The sequence below is a fragment of the Streptomyces sp. NPDC007346 genome (genome assembly GCF_040703535.1).
Taxonomy (GTDB): domain Bacteria; phylum Actinomycetota; class Actinomycetes; order Streptomycetales; family Streptomycetaceae; genus Streptomyces.
This window is the reverse complement of the sequence record NZ_JBEYKR010000011.1, coordinates 70,460-89,371: the sequence shown is the minus strand read 5'-3', so window position 1 is coordinate 89,371 and position 18,912 is coordinate 70,460. Positions and strand designations below refer to the sequence as shown.

Below are 18,912 nucleotides of genomic sequence, written 5' to 3'. Positions count from 1 at the left end.
ATGTTGGCCAGGGTCGCCAGGGTGTGCGCCAGGTGGTCGCCCAGGGCAGCGGCCATGCGTGGGTCGTTCATCGCCTCGCCGAAGGCGGCAAAGCTCGCCAAGACTCCACGGCTGGAAGGGTCCTGGCGGCCGGACCGTGCGGCCGGTCCCGGCGGTCAGGGCTCCCGGGAGTAGAAGAAGTAGAAGGTGGCCAGGAAGACGCCCACACCGACCGCCAGGCCCAGCACGGTCGACCGCAGCACGCTGGTGTCCGTGAGGCTCACCAGGAAGCCGATCGCGCAGGCGGTCAGCGAGCCGTACGCGAGCGCCCGCAGCCCGTGCGGCAGCGACCGCTGGATCCGGCCCAGCGCCAAGCAGAGGACCGCCAGGGCCGCACCGGAGGCCAGGCCCAGGACGACCTGCCCGCCGGTGCTGGGGCCGCCGTCGCGGCGGATGAACGCGGCGTAGAACCCGTAGATGACGCCGAGCACGAGAGGCAGTGCCCAGGCGAGCGGAGTGTGGCGGCGGGGCCGTGCGTGCGCGCGGGCCCCCTTCCGGCCGGGCATGACTGCGTGTGTGGCCATGGCGACAGCTCCTTCCCTTGCCCCGTCGCGCGCCCCCGCTCCTCCAGGGCACACCCGCCCGCGCGGCCCGGCAACTCGAACGGCGTACGGCCCGGAGCGGTCCGGCCCCGTACGCGATTCCCTGGAGGTGTGCGGACCTCTCCCCCGACGGCCTCGGCGACCTCGGCCCTCTCAGCGGCCTCAGCGGCCCTCGCTGCCGTCCTGATCGTCCTGCTCGCCGCCCTGGTGCCGTTCAGCGCGCTCTCCGCCTGGGCGGACCTGGAGATCGACGACACCGACCGGTACGTCGCCGCCGTCTCCCCGCTCTCCTCCGACCCGGCGGTGCAGGGCACCGTCACGGACCTGATCACCGACGAGGCCATGCGGCAGATCGACCTCGGTCCGCTCCAGGAGACCGTCCGTGACTTCCTGCACGAGACCGTGCGCTCCTTCACCGCCACCGAGGCCTTCCGCACCGCCTGGGACACCGCGAACCGGACCGCCCACGAGGCCGTGACCGCCGCCCTGGACGGCGACAGCGGCGAGGCGGTCACCATCGATCTGGGGCCGGTGATCGAGCAGGTCAAACAGGATCTGGTGCGTCAGGGGGTGCCGTTCGCTGAGCAGATCCCCGTCCAGCGGACGGAGATCACGGTGATCGGCGCGGACCGGGCGGACACCCTCAGGGATTCGTTCCACTGGCTGCGCTACTGCAGCATCTGGCCGGCCATCGCCACGCTGGTCCTCCTCGTCCTGGTGGTGGGCATCGCGACCGTACGGGGCGGGGTCCGGGCCGGGCTGACCGCGACGGCGGCGGTCGGCGCCGGGTTCGTGCTCGGGGCGATCGTGCTGCGGATCCTGGTGGCGGTCGGCCGGAGCCAGGCGCTGGACGAGGTGCCGGGCAGCGACCGGGACGCGGCGGCCGCGGTGGTCGACGCCCTGACCGCCTCGCTGCGGACCACGGTGTGGGTGGTGCTGGTGGTCGGCGCGGTCCTGCTGGTGGGGGCGGTGGCGGCCCGGGTGCTGCTGGGACGCCGCCGCTCCACGTGAAGCGCCCCGCCCCCGTGTTCCAGGTGAAGCGCCCGTCCCCGTGTTTCACGTGAAACACCCGTACTGGCGTTTCACGTGAAACGACGGGACAGAACCCGCACGAGGGACCGCCGCTCGGCTCACAGTTCCGGCGGGCGCCCCTGGAGGCGCTCCATCTCCCTGCGGTCGCGCTTGGTCGGACGGCCCGCGCCCCGGTCCCGTACCGGAACCTGGATCGCGAGCTCGCGCGGCGGCGGGGGCGGGCTGTTGTCGACGAAGCACTCGGCGGCCACCGGCGGACCGACCCGCTTCTTCACGATCTTCGAGACGACGACCACCCGGTCCCGCCCCGCGTGCCGGAGCCGTACCTCGTCGCCGACCCGGACGGCCTGGGCCGGCTTGGCCCGCTCGCCGCCGACCTTCACATGCCCGGCCCGGCAGGCGGCGGCCGCCTGGGCACGGGTCTTCGTCAGCCGGACCGACCAGACCCACACGTCGACCCGGACGCTGCCTTCCGCCTGCGGTGCGTCACCGGAAACCATGGGTCCGACTCTAGTCGGGTGGCCGCGCGGGGCGTCGCCCTTTACCGGCCTGCGGTCAGGGACCGAAGTCGCCGATCACCTCGCTCATGTTGTAGCTGTACAGCTCGCGCTTGCACCCGGGGCAGGAGGAGCTGGGGGCGTGCTCGCTGAGCGACCACAGCTGCGGAGCGAAGCCGTCGCCGCGCCCGTGGGCCAGGGAGAGGTCCTCGGGCCCGTACGACGACTGGAGGATCTTCTCGTTCCCGACGAGCTGGGTGGTCCCGCCGACCGTCGCCGGGGTGGCCTGGAGCAGCCGGCCGTTGCTGTAGGCGTTGGAGCGGTGGAAGTACCACTTCCCCTCGTAGCGCAGGGCTGCCTGGATCTTGTGCCACAGCGTCTCGTTGTCGAACGTGCCGCCGGTCGGCAGACCGAAGGCGCTGTCCGCGGAGGCGACGGTGCCCGGTTTGCCTTCGACGGCGGCGGTGAGCGCGGCCATCGGATACGTACCGACGCGTCCGTTGCTGCTGCCGCCGTTGTTCTTGTTTCAGTCTCGCCCAGGATCAGGTGGTCGGTGCCCGTCCGGTCCAGGGAGAGGAACGACGCCTTGGGGCGGCCGGTGGCATAGCACGGGTTCCCGGAGGAGTCACCGCCGTTCTTCGCCGTGGTGAATTTCAAGGTGGCGACCTGCGGCATGACGTACCGGTAGCCGAAGGAGTACCAGACGTTGCTCTGCCGCCCGATCCGCTTCTTGTCCGTGACGTCGCTCTCCAGGCCGTCCGGTGTCGGGTCGTTCCGGTCGGCGTCGTTGTCCGGGTTGAGGTCCATGATCTTGCGGAGATCGAAGACCCGCATGCCGTTGGCGGTGTCGGCGACGTACAGATAGTTGCCGTACCAGACCATGCCGCCCGCGTGGATGCCGTTCTGTGCCTTGCAGGAGGGGGTCACCGTGCCGGTGCACTTTCCTTCGCTCGCGTGGAGCGCGTCGAAGGAGATGTTGCTCCTGGAGTTCACGTACGGCCAGACCAGCAGTACGTGGCGGTACTTCTGGGTCGCCTGGTTGAAGAAGCTGACCCGGACGCCCTTCTCGTTGCAGGCGTCGGAGACGGAGGGCTGGACACAGTTGTCGCGGCCCGACGCCTGGTCGCTGCGCCCCGGGTTCTTCGCGTCGTACGAGGCCACCGCGATCGGCTCGGAGTTCGACGAGCCCCAGTCCTCGTCCTCCTGGGCGTCGGAGACACCGGTGACGGCCTGCGGGACCCACTCGCTGGACGCGAGGTCGTCGCCCGCCCAGCAGACCCGGTGGTTGACCGCCAGATCGGTGCCGTAGATGGAGGTCTCGCCGCAGGCGTCCTCCCAGCCCGATGTGCGGTTGGCCTGCTCCATCAGGGCGGTGAGGCCCTGCTTGGGCAGCGCGGCGTCCAGCCTGCCGACGAGCCCAGACAGATCGCTGCCGACGGCCAGCTCGAAGTCGCTTTTGAGGGATGCACATCAGGCCCGCACCGGATGGGCACAGGCCTGATGAACGATCGTCCCTGCGGGGGAAGTGGCCCCGCAGGGAGGGCGGACCCATGGGTAAGGCCACGGGCGTCACACCCCGATGTCGCGTCCGTCCTTGCGCCAGACCGCGACGACGGAGGGGCGGACGATCTTGCCGGGGCCGTCGGGCCAGGTGCTCGCCGGCCTCTCCACCGAGGCGCCGTCGACCTCGCCCGGGTGCTGGACGGCGACCAGGACGCGGCGGTCCTGGATGACCGGGCCACAGGTCTCGGCCCCGGTCGGGACCGTGAGGAACTGCTTCAGTTCGCCGCGCCGGTCGCCCTGGGTCGCCACGCCGAACAGCCCGTCGTGCGTGCCGAGCGCGTTGCCGTCCGTGGAGATCCACAGGTTGCCGTGGGCGTCGAACGCCACGTTGTCCGGGCAGGAGATGGGGCTGACGCGGTCCTTGGGGAAGCCGGCGAAGTACGTCGACGGGTCGTCCGGGTCGCCCGCGACGAGGAAGAGCCGCCAGGCGAACCCGTCGCCCGCCGGGTCGTCCCAGTTCTCCGCGAGCTCCAGGATCTGCCCGTGCTTGTTGCCGTTGCGCGGGTTGGCCTCGTCCGCCGGGGCCTTGCCCTCCTTGCCCCGGTCGGAGTTGTTGGTGAGCGCCACGTAGACCCGGCCGGTGCGCGGCGAGGGCTCGACGTCCTCGGGCCGGTCCATCTTGGTGGCGCCGACCTTGTCACCGGCCAGCCGCGTGTAGACGTACACCTCGTCGGCGGTCATGCCCGGCACGTGCGAGGTGGTGCCGGTGGCCAGCGGGATCCAGACGCCGCTGCCGTCGAACTCGCCGTCGGTGGGCAGCTTTCCGGTGCCGTCGATCTCGGCGGCCGGTGAGTCGCCGGTCAGCTTCGCGACGTACAGCGTGCCCTCGTCCAGCAGCGTCAGGTTGTGCTCGCGCGCGGAGCGCGAGTTGCCCTTCTTCATCCGCTTGCTGGAGACGAACTTGTAGAGGTAGTCGAACTTCTCGTCGTCGCCCATGTAGACGACCGGTCGCCCGTCCGAGGTCAGCCGGGGCTCGGCCGCCTCGTGCTTGAACCGGCCCAGCGCGGTCCGCTTGCGCGGGGTGGAGTCCGGGTCGTACGGGTCGAGTTCGACGACCCAGCCGAAGCGGTTGGCCTCGTTCGGCTCCTTCGCCAGGTCGAACCGCCGGTCGTACCGCTCCCACTTGCGCTCGGTGGCGCCGGTGCCGATCCCGTACCGCTTGTGCATGTCGGTGTTGCCGTTGGCGAAGTACTGGTTGAAGTTCTCCTCGCCGTGCAGCGTGGTCCCCCACGGAGTCGTGCCGCCCGCACAGTTGTTGAGGGTGCCGAGCACCTTGCGGCCGGTGCGGTCGGCGGACGTACGCAGCAGGGGGCTGCCCGCGGCCGGTCCGGTGACCCGGAACTCACTCGTCGCGGTGAGCCGGCGGTTCAGCGGGTGGCGGTTGACCGGGCCCAGCTTCCCGGTGCGGTTCTCCTCCTGGACGACGACCACGGAGAGTCCGTGCGCGGCCCAGGCGATCTCCACCTGCTCGCGCGTGGGGTTGGCCGGATCGTAGCCGCGGAACATGAGGTTCTCGTCCGTGTACTCGTGGTTGGCGACCAGGACCTGACGGCCGCGCTCACCGGGGAGCGGGAGGAGGGAGAGGAAGTCGTTGTTGTAACCGAACTGGCCCGCCTGCGCCTTGGCGGACTGCCTGTCCGGGTTGAAGGCGGGCGCCCCGCGCAGGATCGGCTCTCCCCAGCGGATCACCACGTTCTGGCTGTACCCGTCGGGGACGGTGACCTTGTCGTTCCTGTTGGGCGCGACCGGCGAAAACCGCAGGCCCCGGGCGCCGGACGGGGCGGGTTTGTGGGGCGGGCCCGGTTTGTGGCCGTGCCCGGCGAGCGCGACGGCCTCCGCCTGCGGGGCTCCCGGGCCGGTCAGCGCGGCCGTCCCGGCCGCGGCGGCGACCGTCACGACGGCGGCCGCGCGCATCATCGAGCGGCGCGAGACGGCGCGGGCGATGATGTCGCCCGCGTACTCGTTGTCGCTGGTGTTCGGGGTCTCCTTGAAGCAGGCGTCCCCGCAGCGGTACCGGCAGGTCAGCGCGGAACGCCCGCCCGGGTGGGAGCTGAGGAGCGGCAGCAGATTACGCACGTGGATTCCCTCCGTCGGTGTGTCGTGCGTGACGGTAGGTGCGCCCCCACCCGGTCCGAGGGACTCCCGGTGAACGGCCGGTGAAGTCCGGGCCACCGGTGTTCCTTTGGAGCCGTCCGCGAACACGGGCCCGGACTCGGTCCGGGATCGGTTTCGGCTCGGTTGACGCAGGGGTGGGCCGGACCGGCGAACGGCCGGATCCGGCCGCTAACCTTACGTATCCGTCCTGGCCAGGGACGAAATCACCCAGGTCGGACATTCCCCGCACCCAACTCATGCGAAAGGCCTCGCTCATGGGCATTCGGAGCTTGCTGCGTAAGGTGTTCGGCCGCACGGAGCAGGACGAGCCGACCACGGCCACCGTCCCGCCCCAGGCCGAGCGCACCCAGTCCACGGAGCCGGAGCCGAAGACCACTTCGGCGGCCGGGTCCACATCGGAGCCGGAGGCACCGGAGACGGAGACCTCCGAGCCGAAGGCGTCCGAGCCGGAGGTGGCGGACGCGAAGGTGGCGGACGCGAAGACGTCGGTGCCGAAGGCGTCGATCCCGACCCCCGCTTCGCCCGTCGCGAAGGCGACCGGCGGCGACGCCGATGCGGCGGACCTGGTGGCCGCCGCCTTCGACAAGGCCGCCGCCCCGACGACGTCCGCGCCGACCGTCCCCGCGCAGGGCTCGGGCCCGGACGCGGAGCCGGTCGCGGAGACCGTTGCGAAGCCGGAGGCTGCGTCGGTCGCGGAGACCGTTGCCGAGCCGGTCGTCGAGCCGGTCGCGGAGACCGTCACAGAGCCGAAGACCGAGCCGGTCGCTGAGGCCGTTGCCGAGCCGGTCGTCGAGCCGGCCGAGGTTGAAGAGCCCGCCGCCGAGCCGGTCGTCGAGCCGAAGGCGGAGACGGTTGCGGAGACCGTCACGGAGCCTGTTACCGAGCCGGTCGCGGAGCCGAAGACGGAAGCGGTCGCGGAGGCCGCCGCCGAGCCGGTGAAGACGGAAGAGACCGACGCCGAGCCGGTCAAGGTGGAGGAGCCCGCCGCGGAAGCGGTGAAGGCCGCCGAGCCCGTCAAGGCCGAGGAGCCCGCTCCGGCTCCGGCCGCCGAGCCGAAGCCGATCACGATCGACCTCGACCTCGATCTCGCCCCGGAGCCGGCCGAGGCGCCGACGCCGGCGCCCGAGCCGGAAGCGGAGCCGGCCGCAGCCTCCAAGGCCGAGCCCACCCCCGAGCCCGAGCCCGCCCCCGTAGCGGCACAGGCCGAGCCCGAAGCAGCTCAGCCGGAGCCGGAGACGGAAGCAGCCCCCACCCCGGAGGAGGCCGCCCCGGTGGCCTCAGCCCCCGCCGAGGCCACCGCGCCCGCCGAGGCCACCGCGGTCACCGAGCCCTCCAAGGCCCCCGCAGCCAAGCCCGCCACCCCCCTCGCCCGCGTCACCTCGCGCGCGCCCCAGCTCGTCGCCCCGTACAAGGCGGCGCAGGCGGCGCTCAAGGCGCACGGGCTGACCGGGCTGCGCGCCCGCGTCTACCTGGTGCTCGACCGCTCGGGCTCGATGCGGCCGTTCTACAAGGACGGCAGCGCCCAGCACCTGGGCGACCGCACCGTGGCGCTCGCCGCCCACCTGGACGCCGACGCCACCGTGTCCGTCGTCTTCTTCTCGACCGACATCGACGGCACCGGGACGATCGAGCTGGCCGCCCACGAGGGCCGCGTCGACGAGCTGAACGCCGGTCTGGGGCGCCTGGGCCGGACGAACTACCACCGCGCGGTCGAGGAGATCGTGGCCCACCACGAGCAGGCGCAGGACGCCGGACCGGCTCTGGTGATCTTCCAGACGGACGGCCCGCCGGACGCCAGGCAGCTCGCCCGCCAGGCGCTGGCGGACGCGGCGCGCCTGCCGCTGTTCTTCCAGTTCGTCGCGTTCGGCGAGCAGGACGCGAAGGGCTTCGACTTCCTGCGGAAGCTGGACGCCCCCAACGCCGCCTTCTTCCACGCGGGCCCGGCCCCGCGCGAGATCGCGGACGCCGAGCTCTACCGGGAGATCCTCGCCGGACTGCCGGCCTGGATCGCGGCGCGCGAGGCCCGTACCGAGGGCTGACCGACCGGCAGCCGTACGGTCACGGCGAGACCGCCGCCCTCCGGGCCCGGTACCGCCGTGACCGTGCCGCCGTGGGCCACCGCGATGGACCGCACGATCGACAGCCCGAGGCCCGACCCCGGGCCCATCCGGTCGCGCCCCTCGCCCCGCCGGAACGGCTCGAAGAACCCCGCGATGTCGGCCTCGGAGACCACCGGGCCGGTGTTGCGCACCACCAGAGCACCGTCCCCCGCCAGCGAGACGTCCACCGAACCGCCCGGCACGTTGTACGTCAACGCGTTGGCCAGCAGGTTCGACACCAGCTGGGACAGCAGCAGCCGGTTGCCGCGCACCGAGCAGGCCGCCACCTCGACGGTCACCTCCGGTCGCCGCTTCTCCTCCCCCCGCGCCTCCGGGCGCCGGGCCGCCTGCCCCCTCCCGCCCGGGTGCCGGGCCGCCTCCTCCCTGACCACCCGGTCGAACCGGACGTCCTCACGCTCGTCGGCGACCAGCCCCCGTTCGCTGCGGGCCAGCACGAGCAGCCCCTCGATGAGCCGCTCGCTGCGCCGGTTGATGTCCAGGAGCGTCTGCCGGGTGCGGACGAGATCCTCGGGCGTCGGGTCGTCCAGCCCGACCTGGATCGCCGCGCGCTGCGTGGCGAGCGGGGTCCGCAGCTCGTGCGAGGCGTTCGCGATGAACCGGCGCTGGCTGTCGAACGCCCTCTCCAGCCGGGCCAGCAGCGCGTCCAGCGTCTCGCCCAGCTCCTTCAGCTCGTCGTCGGGGCCGCTGGAGGCGATCCGCTCGTGCAGCGTCCGCTCCGAGAGGCTGCGCGCCTTCGCCGTCATCGCGTGCACGGGCCGCAGCACCCGGCCCGCGATCCACCAGCCCACCCCGACCGCGCCCGCCGTCATCACCAGGAGCGCGGCGAACGACCAGTACATGTGCTGTTTGCTCGCCGCGTCGCTGACGTGGTCCGTCAGTTCGTGGACGGTGGGCCCGCCGACCGAGCTCTGGGCGACGAACGGGCCGTTGACGATGTACCCGGGCGGAACGACGACGGCGGAGGAGGCGATGGCGCGCGCCTCGGAGTCCGTACCGGCGCGGGAGGCCACGTTGACGGTGGCGAGCAGGGCGGTGCCGAGGACCAGGAAGACACCGCCGTACACGAGGGCGATGCGGGTACGGATCGTGGAGTGCGGCAGCTTCGCCGCGTCCACCAGCCGCCGCAGCCGGGGTGGCCGCTTCACAGGGCGTACCCGACGCCCTGGACGGTACGGATCAGCGCGGGCTCACCGAGCTTGGCGCGGAGTTTGCTCATGCAGACGCGTACGGCACCGGTGAACGGGTCGGCGTTGGCGTCCCAGGCCCGCTCGAGCAGCTCCTCGGCGCTGACCGTGCCGCCGTCCGCCTCCAGGAGGAGCTGGAGGACGGTGAACTCCTTGGGCGAGAGGTCCAGCTCCCGGCCGTCGCGGAGGGCGGAGCGCCGTACGGTGTCGAGCCGGATGCCGTGCCGTTCCAGCTGGGGCGGCACGGGTCTGGCGCTGCGCCGGCGTAGGGCGCGGACCCGGGAGACCAGCTCGGGGAACTCGAACGGTTTGCTGACGTAATCGTCGGCTCCGAGGTCGAGCCCGGCGACGCGGTCCTCCATGGTGCCGGAGGCGGTGAGCATCAGGATCCGCGTACGGGAGCCGGAGGCGACGAGCCGCCGGGCCACGTCGTCGCCGTGGACGCGGGGGAGGTCGCGGTCGAGCACAACGACGTCGTAGTCGTGCAGCCCGAGGTAGGCGAGGGCCGCGTCCCCGCTGTAGACGGTGTCGACCGCGAAGCCGGCCCGGCGCAGCCCGGTCGCGACCAGTTCCGCGAGGATCTCCTCGTCCTCGGCGACCAGTACCCGCATGGTGATGTCCCCTGCCTCGTGCACGCTTGTCCGCTCCCTCCCAGGATGCGACTTTCCTACGGGAACCATTACGGGAGGGGATGTTTCGCAAAGCTCTCCACCGGAGGACAACGCTCCGCCCGCGTGCACGCCCCCGTTTAACGATGTGAGTGGATCTTGAACGGGCCGTTAGGATTTCGACCATGGCGGCCACTGGATCCGAGAAGCAGGGGGCGACGGCGTACTACGTCTCGACCCCCATCTACTACGTCAACGACGCTCCTCACCTGGGCCACGCCTACACGACCGTCGCAGGCGACGTGCTCACGCGCTGGCACCGCCAGCGCGGCGAGAAGGTGTGGTACCTCACCGGCACGGACGAGCACGGTCAGAAGATCATGCGCACGGCCGAGGCGAACGACGTCACTCCGCAGGCTTGGTGCGACAAGCTCGTCGAGGAGGCGTGGAAGCCCCTCTGGGAGCATCTGAACATCGCGAACGACGACTTCATCCGGACCACGGAGAAGCGGCACACCGACCGTGTGCAGGAGTTCGTGCAGGACCTGTACGACAAGGGCGAGATCTACAAGGGCGGGTACGAAGGCCCGTACTGCGTGGGTTGCGAGGAGTACAAGCTCCCCGGCGATCTGATCGACGGCGAGGGCGAGTTCGCCGGACAGAAGCTCTGCCCGATCCACAAGAAGCCGGTGGAGCTCCTCAAGGAGGAGAACTACTTCTTCAAGCTCAGCGAGTACGGCCCGAAGCTGCTGGAGTTCTACGCGGCCAACCCCGGCTTCATCCAGCCCGAGTCGGCCCGCAACGAGGTCGTGAACTTCGTCGAGCAGGGTCTCCAGGACCTGTCGATCTCGCGCTCGACGTTCGACTGGGGCGTCCCGGTGCCGTGGGACGACAAGCACGTCATCTACGTGTGGATCGACGCGCTGCTCAACTACGCGACGGCCGTGGGCTACGGCGCCAACCAGGAGAAGTTCGACGGTACGTTCCCGGCGAACGTGCACCTGATCGGCAAGGACATCCTCCGCTTCCACTCGGTGATCTGGCCCGCGATGCTGATGGCGCAGGGCCTGCCGCTCCCCGGCAAGGTCGTCGCCAACGGCTGGCTGATGGTCGGCGGCGAGAAGATGTCCAAGTCGAACCTGACCGGCATCAAGCCGCAGGACCTGACCTCGCACTTCGGCGTGGACGCGTACCGCTGGTACTTCCTGCGGGCCATCGCGTACGGCAGCGACGGCTCGTTCTCCTGGGAGGACTTCACCGCCCGCTACACCTCCGAGCTGGCCAACGACTACGGCAACCTCGCCTCGCGCGTGGCCGCCATGGTCGGCAAGTACTTCGGCGGAGCGCTGCCGGAGGCCACGGCCGCCGGTGACGCCGAGCGGGCCGTGCGGGAGGGCCTGGCGAAGGCCGTCGCGACCGCCGATCAGAAGATCGGCGAGGAGCTGGACTTCCAGTCCGGCATCCTGGCGATCTTCGACTTCGTGAAGCAGGTCAACGGCTACATCACGGAGCAGGAGCCGTGGAAGGTGGCCAAGGACACCACCCCGGAGGGCCAGGCCCGCCTGGCGACCATCCTGTACACGGCCGCCGAGGCGCTGCGCGGGGTCGCGGTCCTGCTCAACGCCGTGATGCCTCAGACCTCGCAGCAGCTGTGGGAGTCCCTGGGCGCCGAGGAGTCCCTGGGCGCACTGGCCGACCAGAAGGTCCAGGACGCGGGCGTCTGGGGCACGCTGCCCGCCGGCGCGACGGTGACGAAGGGCGCGGTGCTGTTCCCGCGCCTGGAGGAGAAGCCGGCGTAACCACCGCCGTACGCACGTCAGGAGCCCGGGACCACCGCTCGTGGTCCCGGGCTCCTGTGCGTACGGCGTCGGGTCAGCGCACCCAGTTCGTGAGCGGCTCGGTGTCCAGCTCGATCCCGACCGGGTCGGGGAGGGTGACGGTCTTGCCGTACGGCACGGTGACAACCTGCTCGTAGCGCACACCGTCGGGCTGCGAGTGAACCTTGACCTCGCAGGTGTCCCGGTCGATCAGCAGGTAGACGGGGATGCCGGTCTCGGCGTACGCGCGGGGCTTCTCGACGCGGTCGCGGCGGTCGGTGTCCTCGTCGTACGAGGTGACCTCGACGACCATGAGGACGCTGTCGGGGCCGGCCCATTCACCTTGGCCTGCGAAGGCGTCGCTACGGGCGAAGCAGCCGTCGGGGCGGGCGTTGCCTTTCCGGTTGATCTCGATCCGCAGCCCCTGGTAGGCGTAGAGCCACCGGTTCGGATCGGCCTGCAGGCACAGGCGCGTCAGCCAAGCGATGATCCGCCCGCGATTCCCGTCCGGCGCCGCCTTCGTCCCCAGCTTCCCGTGCACGAACTCCAACCACGGCGCCTCCTCGACCCGCATGGCCTGACGGGCCAGATCCTCGAAGACGTCCTGTGTCATGACGCGGCGCTCGGTCACGCTCACAACGGCCTCCTCCTGTGCAGGATCACCGGGCCACCGGGCCACCGGGAAACGTCGCCAGCGTACGGCCAAGGCCTCCCGCCCGTACTCCCAAGTGGCTCACCGCCCCAGCGTCTCCGCGTCCCCCATCACGATCACCGGGTTCATCGCCGGGTCCAGGGTGCGCAGCAGCTCCTCCATGCGGTCCTCCGGGATGGAGACGCAGCCCTGGGTGGGGCCGCCGTGGTCCACGTGGATCCAGATGCCGCCGCCGCGTTCTTGGCCCAGGGGGCGGGTGCGGTCCAGGGGAGTGACGCCCTCCGTGCGGTTGTAGTTGATCGCGACGACGTAGTCGAAGGAGCCTTCCAGGGGCTCCCCGAAGAACCCCTCGCCGTCCACCGCGAACCGGGGGTGCTCGTCGTACGGGAGCGACGCGCCCGGGTCGGGGAGCCGGCCGCCCGCGTCGGTGAGCGTGTAGACGCCCTTGGGGGACCTCAGGTCGCCCGCCACGTGGTGGTCGGTCCACCCCTCCATGCCGTTGTGGGCGTCCCACGGGCCCGCCACCGCCGTCCACCCCTCGGCCGGGTCCTCGCGGCTGTACAGCACCGCGCTGGACCGGTTGGCGTCCTCGCCCTCCCCGGTGACGACGAACGCCTGCCGGGCCTCCTCGGGGATCTCCGCCCGGGTCCGCGGCCCGAGACCCGGGATCGCCGCGGGGCTCGGCGCCGGCTCCGCGCCGGGGGACGAGCCCGGTGACGAGCCGGGGGATGAGCCGGGGGATGAGCGCAGTACGGACGCGGAGTCGGACTCCGGGCCCGCCGCGCCCTGCCCCGGGGCCCCGACGGGGGCGGTGGCGGGAGCGGCCCCGGAGGTGGGGGAGGACGTGCAGCCGGTGAGCAGCAGGGCCAGGGCGAGGAGCGGGGCGGTGAGCAGGGCGGGCAGGCGGAGCGGGACGGACACGGTGGCGGGCTCCTCGGGTGGCGGCGAACGGTGCGGCGGGAGGCACGGGGCACGAGAGGGGTGTCTCGGTGCCAGTCTTTGCCGGGCCCGGCGCAGCCGAACCCGAACCGGGGCCATCCGGCTGTACGGCGTCGCCCGGCCGCCGGGACCCGCACGCCCCTGGGAACGCAACAGCCCCCGACCGGGTGATCGGGGGCTGTTTCACGTGAAACGTCCACGTGGAGCTGGGGCGCCTGCCTGAGGCCCTACTTGTCGGCGGGCTTCTCCGACGCGCCCGCGCCCTTCGCGGCGACCGGCTTGCGGAGCTGGATGTTCAGCTCGCGCAGCCGGGACTCGTCCAGCTCGGTCGGGGCGCCCATCATCAGGTCCTGGGCGTTGCCGTTGAGCGGGAAGGCGATCGTCTCGCGGATGTTGGGCTCGTCCGCGAGCAGCATCACGATGCGGTCGACGCCCGGGGCGATGCCACCGTGCGGCGGGGCGCCGAGGCGGAACGCGCGGAGCATGCCCGCGAACTCGTGCTCGACGGTCTCGCGGTCGTAACCGGCGATCTCGAAGGCCTTGAGCATCAGCTCGGGCTCGTGGTTACGGATGGCGCCCGAGGACAGCTCGATGCCGTTGCAGACGATGTCGTACTGCCAGGCCAGGATGTCGAGCGGGTCCTTCTCCTCCAGGTCGGCCAGGCCGCCCTGGGGCATCGAGAAGGGGTTGTGCGAGAAGTCGATCTTGCCGGTCTCCTCGTCCTTCTCGTACATCGGGAAGTCGACGATCCAGCAGAACCGGAAGACGCCCTCCTCGAAGTGGCCGGCGCGCTTGGCGGCCTCGACCCGGACGGCCGACATGATCTTGGAGACCTCGTCGAACTCACCCGCGCCGAAGAAGACGGCGTGGCCCGGGACCAGCGAGAGGCGCTCGGTGAGCGTCTTGACGTCGGTCTCGGTGAGGAACTTGGCGATCGGACCGGCCAGCGTGCCGTCCTCGCCCACGCGCACCCAGGCCAGGCCCTTGGCGCCCTGCTCGACGGCGTACTCACCGAGGCCGTCGAAGAACTTGCGGGACTGGCCGGCGGTGTCCGGGACGGGCAGCGCGCGGACGTGCTTGCCGGCGAACGCCTTGAACCCGGAGTCGGCGAAGACGTCCGAGATGTCGACGAGCTCCAGCTTGGCGCGCAGGTCCGGCTTGTCGTTGCCGTACTTCAGCATCGACTCGCGGAACGGGATGCGCGGGAACGGCGAGGTGACCTCGCGGCCCTTGCCGAACTCGGTGAAGAGCTCGGTCATCAGCTTCTCGATCGGCTGGAAGACGTCCTCCTGCTCGACGAAGGACATCTCGACGTCGAGCTGGTAGAACTCGCCCGGCGAGCGGTCCGCACGGGCGTCCTCGTCGCGGAAGCAGGGCGCGATCTGGAAGTAGCGGTCGAAGCCCGAGATCATCAGCAGCTGCTTGAACTGCTGCGGCGCCTGCGGCAGCGCGTAGAACTTGCCGGGGTTCAGCCGGGACGGGACGACGAAGTCACGGGCGCCCTCGGGGGAGGTCGCGGTGAGGATCGGGGTCGCCATCTCGTTGAAGCCGAGGGCCACCATCTTGGAGCGGATGGAGGCGATCACGGCCGAGCGCAGCAGGATGTTGCGGTGCATACGCTCGCGGCGCAGGTCGAGGAAGCGGTACTCCAGACGCCGCTCCTCGTTGACGCCGTCCTCGGCGTTGATCGTGAAGGGCAGCGGTCCGGCCTCGCCGAGCACCTCGACCTCGGTGACCTCGATCTCGATCTCACCGGTCGGCAGCTCCGGGTTGACGTTGTCGGCCCCACGCGCGGAGACCTTGCCGTCGATCCGGACGACGGTCTCCTTGGTCAGCTTCGCCAGGGCGTCGTTGCCGGGCGTACCGGGACGGGCGACGAGCTGCACCAGACCGTAGTGGTCGCGCAGATCGATGAAGAGGATGCCACCCAGGTCTCGGCGATTGTGCAGCCAGCCGCTCAGCCGGACGTCGGTGCCGACGTCAGAGGCGCGGAGCTCGCCGCAGGTGTGGGACCTGTACCGATGCATCGTCGTTCATCCAGTCTTCGCGGTTGGGGGTGGATGGAGCCACCCCAGGCTACCGCCCGGGGCCGGGCCTCTTCATTTCCCTTTCTCCGCCCGCTCCCGCCGAAGGTCGGCAGTCGGCGCCCCCTCGGTGGCGTGCGGAGAGCACATCTTCCTAAAGTGGGGCAATGCGCACCGAGGAAGTCCTGGCCGCGATCGCGACCGGCCTGTGGCGCTGGGACAACGCAGCCGGCACGGTCACTCTCGACGCGGAGGCGGCCCGGCTGCTCGGCCTGCCCGCCGAGCCCGGCAGCTTCCGGGAGGCGGCGGTGCGCTCCCGTTTCCACCCGGTCGACTGGAACGAGATCTACGGGGTCGTGAACCTGGCCGTCGCCGAGGGCACCCTGGCCGAGGCGCGGCTGCGGATCGTGGACGAGCGGGGGGAGGTGCTGCGTACCGTACGCAGCCGGTCCAAGCCGATCCTCCCGGAGGACCGGACCTCCTCGGCCTACGTGCTCATCGGCACCCTCCAGGAGGTGGCCGAACCCCAGCTGGGCTCGTCCGGCCCCCACACGCCGATCACCGGGGAGTGGCGCCGGTCCCGGGAGGCGTTCCTGCTGGACGCCGGGCGGGCGCTGGCGGAGGCCCGGTCCACGGAGGAGGTGCTGCGGGTCGCCGCGTCGCTCTCCATGCCCGGGTTCTCCCCGGACGGGCTCGCGGTCTTCGGCTCCGCCGGGGGGCGGCTGACGGTCATCGGCCACCACGGGCACAGTGCGGGGGACGAGGAGCCCTTCACCGACATGCCCCTGGAGACCGACTACCCGGCCGCCGAGGTCGTCCGCACCGGCCGCGCGATCTACCTCCCCTCCCCCGACGAGTACCGCCGCCGCTACCCCGCCACCTGGCCGCTCGCCCGGCGCTTCGGGCGGCAGTCCTGGGCGTACCTGCCGCTGGTCTCCTCGGGCCGCACGATGGGCGCGTGGATGGCCGCGTTCCAGCATCCGGTGGGGTTCTCGCCCGACGAGCGCGCGGTGCTCTCGACGGTGGCCCGGATGCTCGCCCAGGCACTGGCCCGTGCCGGGGTCGCGGAGACCGAACGGGAGCTGTCGCTCGGGCTCCAGCGCTCGATGATGCCGACGCTGGGGCCGGACATCCCCGGCATGACGGTGGCGGCACGGTACGTACCGACCGGCGGCGGGCTCCAGGTGGGCGGCGACTGGTACGACATGATCCCGCTGCCCAACGGCCGGTTCGCCCTGGTCATCGGCGACGTCCAGGGCCATGACGTACGGGCCGCCGGGCTGATGGGCCAGCTCCGCATCGCCCTGCGCGCGTACGCCTCCGAGGGGCACCGCCCGGACGCCGTGCTCTCCCGGGCCTCGCGCTTCCTCTCCGGGCTGACCGACGCGTACGAGGGTGTGACGGGCGACGACGAGCCCTCCGCGCCGCGCTTCGCGACCTGCCTGTACGCGGAGGTGGACCCGGAGACCGGGACCCTGGACATCGCCCGCGCGGGCCACCCGGACCCGGTGGTGGTGAGCGCCGACGGCACCGCGGTGATCCGGCAGACGGCGGGCGGGCTGCCGCTGGGCATCGAGACGGACTCCGACTACCCCACCACCCGGGTGGTCCTGGAGCCCGGCGAAACGATCATGCTGTGCACGGACGGCCTCATCGAGACCGGCGGCCACGACATGGCCACCGGCTGGACCCGGCTGCGCCCGGTCCTGGAGGAGCCCACCGAGGATCTGGAGGAGATGGCCGACGCCCTGGTCCGGACCGTGCACGGGCCGACCTCGCACTACAGGACCGGGCCGCTCGCGGACCGCCGCGAGGACGACATCGCGGTGGTGGTGCTGCGGCGGGAGAGCGCGCGGGCGCCCGAGGCGCCGGCCCGCCGCAGCGTTCTGACCATCGCCCAGGCCGAGCCCGAGCGGATCTCGGTGGGCCGGCAGCTCGTACGGGAGCTGCTGCACGACTGGAAGGACCCCGAGCAGGTCGACTCGGCGGTCCTGATGGTCTCGGAGATGGCCACCAACGTGCTGGTCCACACGGACGGCGACGCGCTGATGGTGGCGGAGGTCTCCGGGGAGCGGGGGGAGCGGCGGCTGCGCGTGGAGGTGGCCGACGCGAGCGACGAGCTGCCGCACAAGCGGCGGCCGGGGGAGATGGCGTCCAGCGGGCGGGGGCTGGTGCTGATGGAGATGCTGGCGGACGCGTGGGGGGTGGACCCGCGGGGGGAGGGGAAGTCGATCTGGTTCGAGCTGTACGAGTCGACGGAGCCGGGCGAGTTGGGCGAGTTGGGGGAGCTGGAGGAGTTGGGAGGGTTGGGGGAGCTGGGGGCGCTCTGAAGGGCTCCGGGACGGGCCCTGGGCCTGATGGCCTGATCTGCCGCGAGGCCTCCCGTAACACCGCAGGACTCCCCTATAAGGACGCGAGGCCTCCCCGTAACACCGCGCAGGACTCCCTATAAGGACGCGGGGCCTCCCTGTAAGGCCGGGCGCCTCCCCATAAGACCGAGAGGTCTCTCCGTAAGACCGGAAGGTCCCCCCTCAACCGCCCCGTCCTCAGGCTCCGGACGGCCCGGAAGAGGCGCCGGACGAGCCGGACGGCGGCCCCGCAGGCGACCCGTACCCCTTGCGCACCTCGCTCAGCACGCCGAAGGCCGCCGCGCACATCGGGACGGCGAGCAGCATGCCCAGCAGCCCGGCCACGCTCGCTCCCGCCGTGAGCGCGATCATGATCACCGCGGGATGCATCTGCACCGTACGGCTCTGGATCACCGGCTGGAGCACATGCCCCTCCAGCACCTGGACCGCGAGGACCACCCCCAGCGCCCACAACGCGATCACGATCCCCCGGTCGGCCAGCGCGACCAGTACGGCGACGGCGCCGGAGATGAAGGCCCCGAGGTACGGGATGTAGGCGCCGACGAAGACCAGGGCGCCCAGCCCAACCGCCCCCGGCACGTCCAGGATCAGCAGCCCCACCGTGATGCACACGGCGTCGATCAGCGCGATGAACGTGGTGCCGCGCATGAAGCCCTCGACGGCCTCGAACGCCCGGCGCCCCATCGCCTCCACCAGATCACCGGTGCCACGCGGGGCCACCGCGTGCGCGAGGTCCACCGCCCGGTCGGAGTCGCGGAGGAAGAAGAAGGTCAGCAGGAGCGCCAGCACACTCGTCGCCACCAGCGTGCCGACCAGGCTGATGCCGCTCAGCAGGCCCCCCGCTGCGCTCGCGCCGAACTTGTCGACCAGGTTCCTGGCGTTGTCGGCGAGGCTGTCGACGTCGGTGTCGGCGCCGATCTCCAGGTGGTCGATGACCCACTGTCCGGCGTCCTTCAGCGAGCGGACGATCTGGTCGCCGCTGTCGACGAGGGCGGTGACCACGATGTACCCGGCCCCGCCCACCACCGCGACGAGCGCCGCGCAGGTCAGCCCTGCGGCCAGCGACCGGTTGAGCCGGCGGGCGACGAGCCGGCGGTGTACGGGGCCGAGCAGCGCGGTGCCCAGGAGGGCGAGCAGGACCGGCGTGACCGCTGTCCTCAGGGCGACGGCCAGCCAGATCGCGACGGCGGCGACCCCCGCCACCAGCAGGACGACACCGCACCAGGCGGCCACGCGGCGGGCGCCGTCGGGCAGGAGGGGCTTGGAAGCAGGCACCCTCCCACCCGATCACGGTGCGCGTGGACGGGCCCGCTCGCCGCCACCGTACGGGTGACGGAGCGTCACACGCCGCGCTCGGCGACGACGCACGGGCACGGGCCCACGGCCCCCGTACGGGTACGGACCCACCGGC

15 protein-coding genes are annotated in these 18,912 nt (G+C 71.7%); 5 read left to right on the top strand and 10 right to left on the bottom strand.

Annotation, left to right across the window (positions count from 1 at the left end):
* Window positions 1-155 precede the first annotated feature (155 nt).
* Window positions 156-563 (bottom strand): hypothetical protein, encoded by a 408-nt coding sequence (locus tag AB0917_RS06050; RefSeq protein WP_366818253.1) that lies wholly within the window; start codon window positions 561-563, stop codon window positions 156-158.
* Between the two features lie 129 nt (window positions 564-692).
* Between AB0917_RS06050 and AB0917_RS06045 the strand changes: the two genes are divergently transcribed.
* Window positions 693-1,592, top strand: a complete 900-nt coding sequence (locus AB0917_RS06045; RefSeq protein WP_366818252.1) for a hypothetical protein — start codon at window positions 693-695, stop codon at window positions 1,590-1,592.
* Window positions 1,593-1,711: 119 nt separating this feature from the next.
* On the opposite strand, the gene AB0917_RS06040 is transcribed toward AB0917_RS06045, so the two are convergent.
* Window positions 1,712-2,113, bottom strand: a complete 402-nt coding sequence (locus AB0917_RS06040) for a S4 domain-containing protein (protein WP_366818251.1) — start codon at window positions 2,111-2,113, stop codon at window positions 1,712-1,714.
* A gap of 55 nt (window positions 2,114-2,168) precedes the next feature.
* A complete protein-coding gene (locus AB0917_RS06035) occupies window positions 2,169-2,588 on the bottom strand; it encodes a hypothetical protein (protein ID WP_366818250.1) in 420 nt (139 codons plus the stop codon).
* A 417-nt stretch (window positions 2,589-3,005) separates the two neighbouring features.
* Between AB0917_RS06035 and AB0917_RS06030 the strand changes: the two genes are divergently transcribed.
* Window positions 3,006-3,419, top strand: coding sequence for a hypothetical protein (locus AB0917_RS06030; protein WP_366818249.1), 414 nt, complete (start codon window positions 3,006-3,008; stop codon window positions 3,417-3,419).
* A 260-nt stretch (window positions 3,420-3,679) separates the two neighbouring features.
* Here AB0917_RS06030 and AB0917_RS06025 read toward each other — a convergent pair whose 3' ends face one another.
* Window positions 3,680-5,749: a PhoX family protein gene (locus AB0917_RS06025; RefSeq protein WP_366818247.1), complete on the bottom strand. Its 2,070-nt coding sequence runs from the start codon at window positions 5,747-5,749 to the stop codon at window positions 3,680-3,682.
* 293 nt (window positions 5,750-6,042) lie between these two features.
* On the opposite strand from AB0917_RS06025, the gene AB0917_RS06020 reads away from it, so the two are divergent.
* Entirely contained in the window at window positions 6,043-7,827 is a 1,785-nt protein-coding gene (locus tag AB0917_RS06020) for a VWA domain-containing protein (protein WP_366818245.1), read from the top strand.
* Here the strand turns inward: AB0917_RS06020 and AB0917_RS06015 are convergent.
* Together AB0917_RS06015 and AB0917_RS06010 are read right to left on the bottom strand one after the other, a co-directional pair.
* A complete protein-coding gene (locus AB0917_RS06015; protein ID WP_366818244.1) occupies window positions 7,761-9,053 on the bottom strand; it encodes a HAMP domain-containing sensor histidine kinase in 1,293 nt (430 codons plus the stop codon). The two genes, AB0917_RS06020 and AB0917_RS06015, sit on opposite strands and share 67 nt — an antisense overlap.
* On the bottom strand, window positions 9,050-9,703 hold the full coding sequence (locus AB0917_RS06010) for a response regulator transcription factor (protein WP_026237833.1): 654 nt from the start codon (window positions 9,701-9,703) through the stop codon (window positions 9,050-9,052). The genes AB0917_RS06015 and AB0917_RS06010 overlap by 4 nt, the downstream gene beginning before the upstream one ends.
* A 182-nt stretch (window positions 9,704-9,885) precedes the next feature.
* Here AB0917_RS06010 and metG point away from each other — a divergent pair, with 182 nt between their 5' ends.
* Complete coding sequence (metG, locus tag AB0917_RS06005; RefSeq protein WP_366818243.1) at window positions 9,886-11,499, top strand: methionine--tRNA ligase; 1,614 nt, start codon at window positions 9,886-9,888, stop codon at window positions 11,497-11,499.
* A 73-nt stretch (window positions 11,500-11,572) separates the two neighbouring features.
* Here metG and AB0917_RS06000 read toward each other — a convergent pair whose 3' ends face one another.
* The 3 genes from AB0917_RS06000 to aspS all read right to left on the bottom strand — a co-directional run bounded on the left by AB0917_RS06000 (window position 11,573) and on the right by aspS (window position 15,135).
* Window positions 11,573-12,130 carry a Uma2 family endonuclease gene (locus tag AB0917_RS06000; RefSeq protein WP_366818259.1) on the bottom strand — a complete coding sequence of 186 codons (558 nt, stop codon included), beginning with the start codon at window positions 12,128-12,130 and terminating at the stop codon, window positions 11,573-11,575.
* Window positions 12,131-12,250: 120 nt separating this feature from the next.
* On the bottom strand, window positions 12,251-13,090 hold the full coding sequence (locus AB0917_RS05995; RefSeq protein WP_366818242.1) for a L,D-transpeptidase family protein: 840 nt from the start codon (window positions 13,088-13,090) through the stop codon (window positions 12,251-12,253).
* A gap of 245 nt (window positions 13,091-13,335) precedes the next feature.
* Window positions 13,336-15,135, bottom strand: a complete 1,800-nt coding sequence (gene aspS / locus AB0917_RS05990) for an aspartate--tRNA ligase (RefSeq protein WP_366818241.1) — start codon at window positions 15,133-15,135, stop codon at window positions 13,336-13,338.
* Between the two features lie 164 nt (window positions 15,136-15,299).
* Here aspS and AB0917_RS05985 point away from each other — a divergent pair, with 164 nt between their 5' ends.
* The gene (locus AB0917_RS05985) at window positions 15,300-17,462 is read left to right on the top strand and encodes a SpoIIE family protein phosphatase (RefSeq protein ID WP_366818240.1); all 2,163 of its coding nucleotides are present in this window, start codon (window positions 15,300-15,302) and stop codon (window positions 17,460-17,462) included.
* Window positions 17,463-17,678: 216 nt separating this feature from the next.
* Here the strand turns inward: AB0917_RS05985 and AB0917_RS05980 are convergent, their stop codons facing one another.
* Complete coding sequence (locus AB0917_RS05980) at window positions 17,679-18,776, bottom strand: AI-2E family transporter (protein WP_366818239.1); 1,098 nt, start codon at window positions 18,774-18,776, stop codon at window positions 17,679-17,681.
* Window positions 18,777-18,912 lie beyond the last annotated feature (136 nt).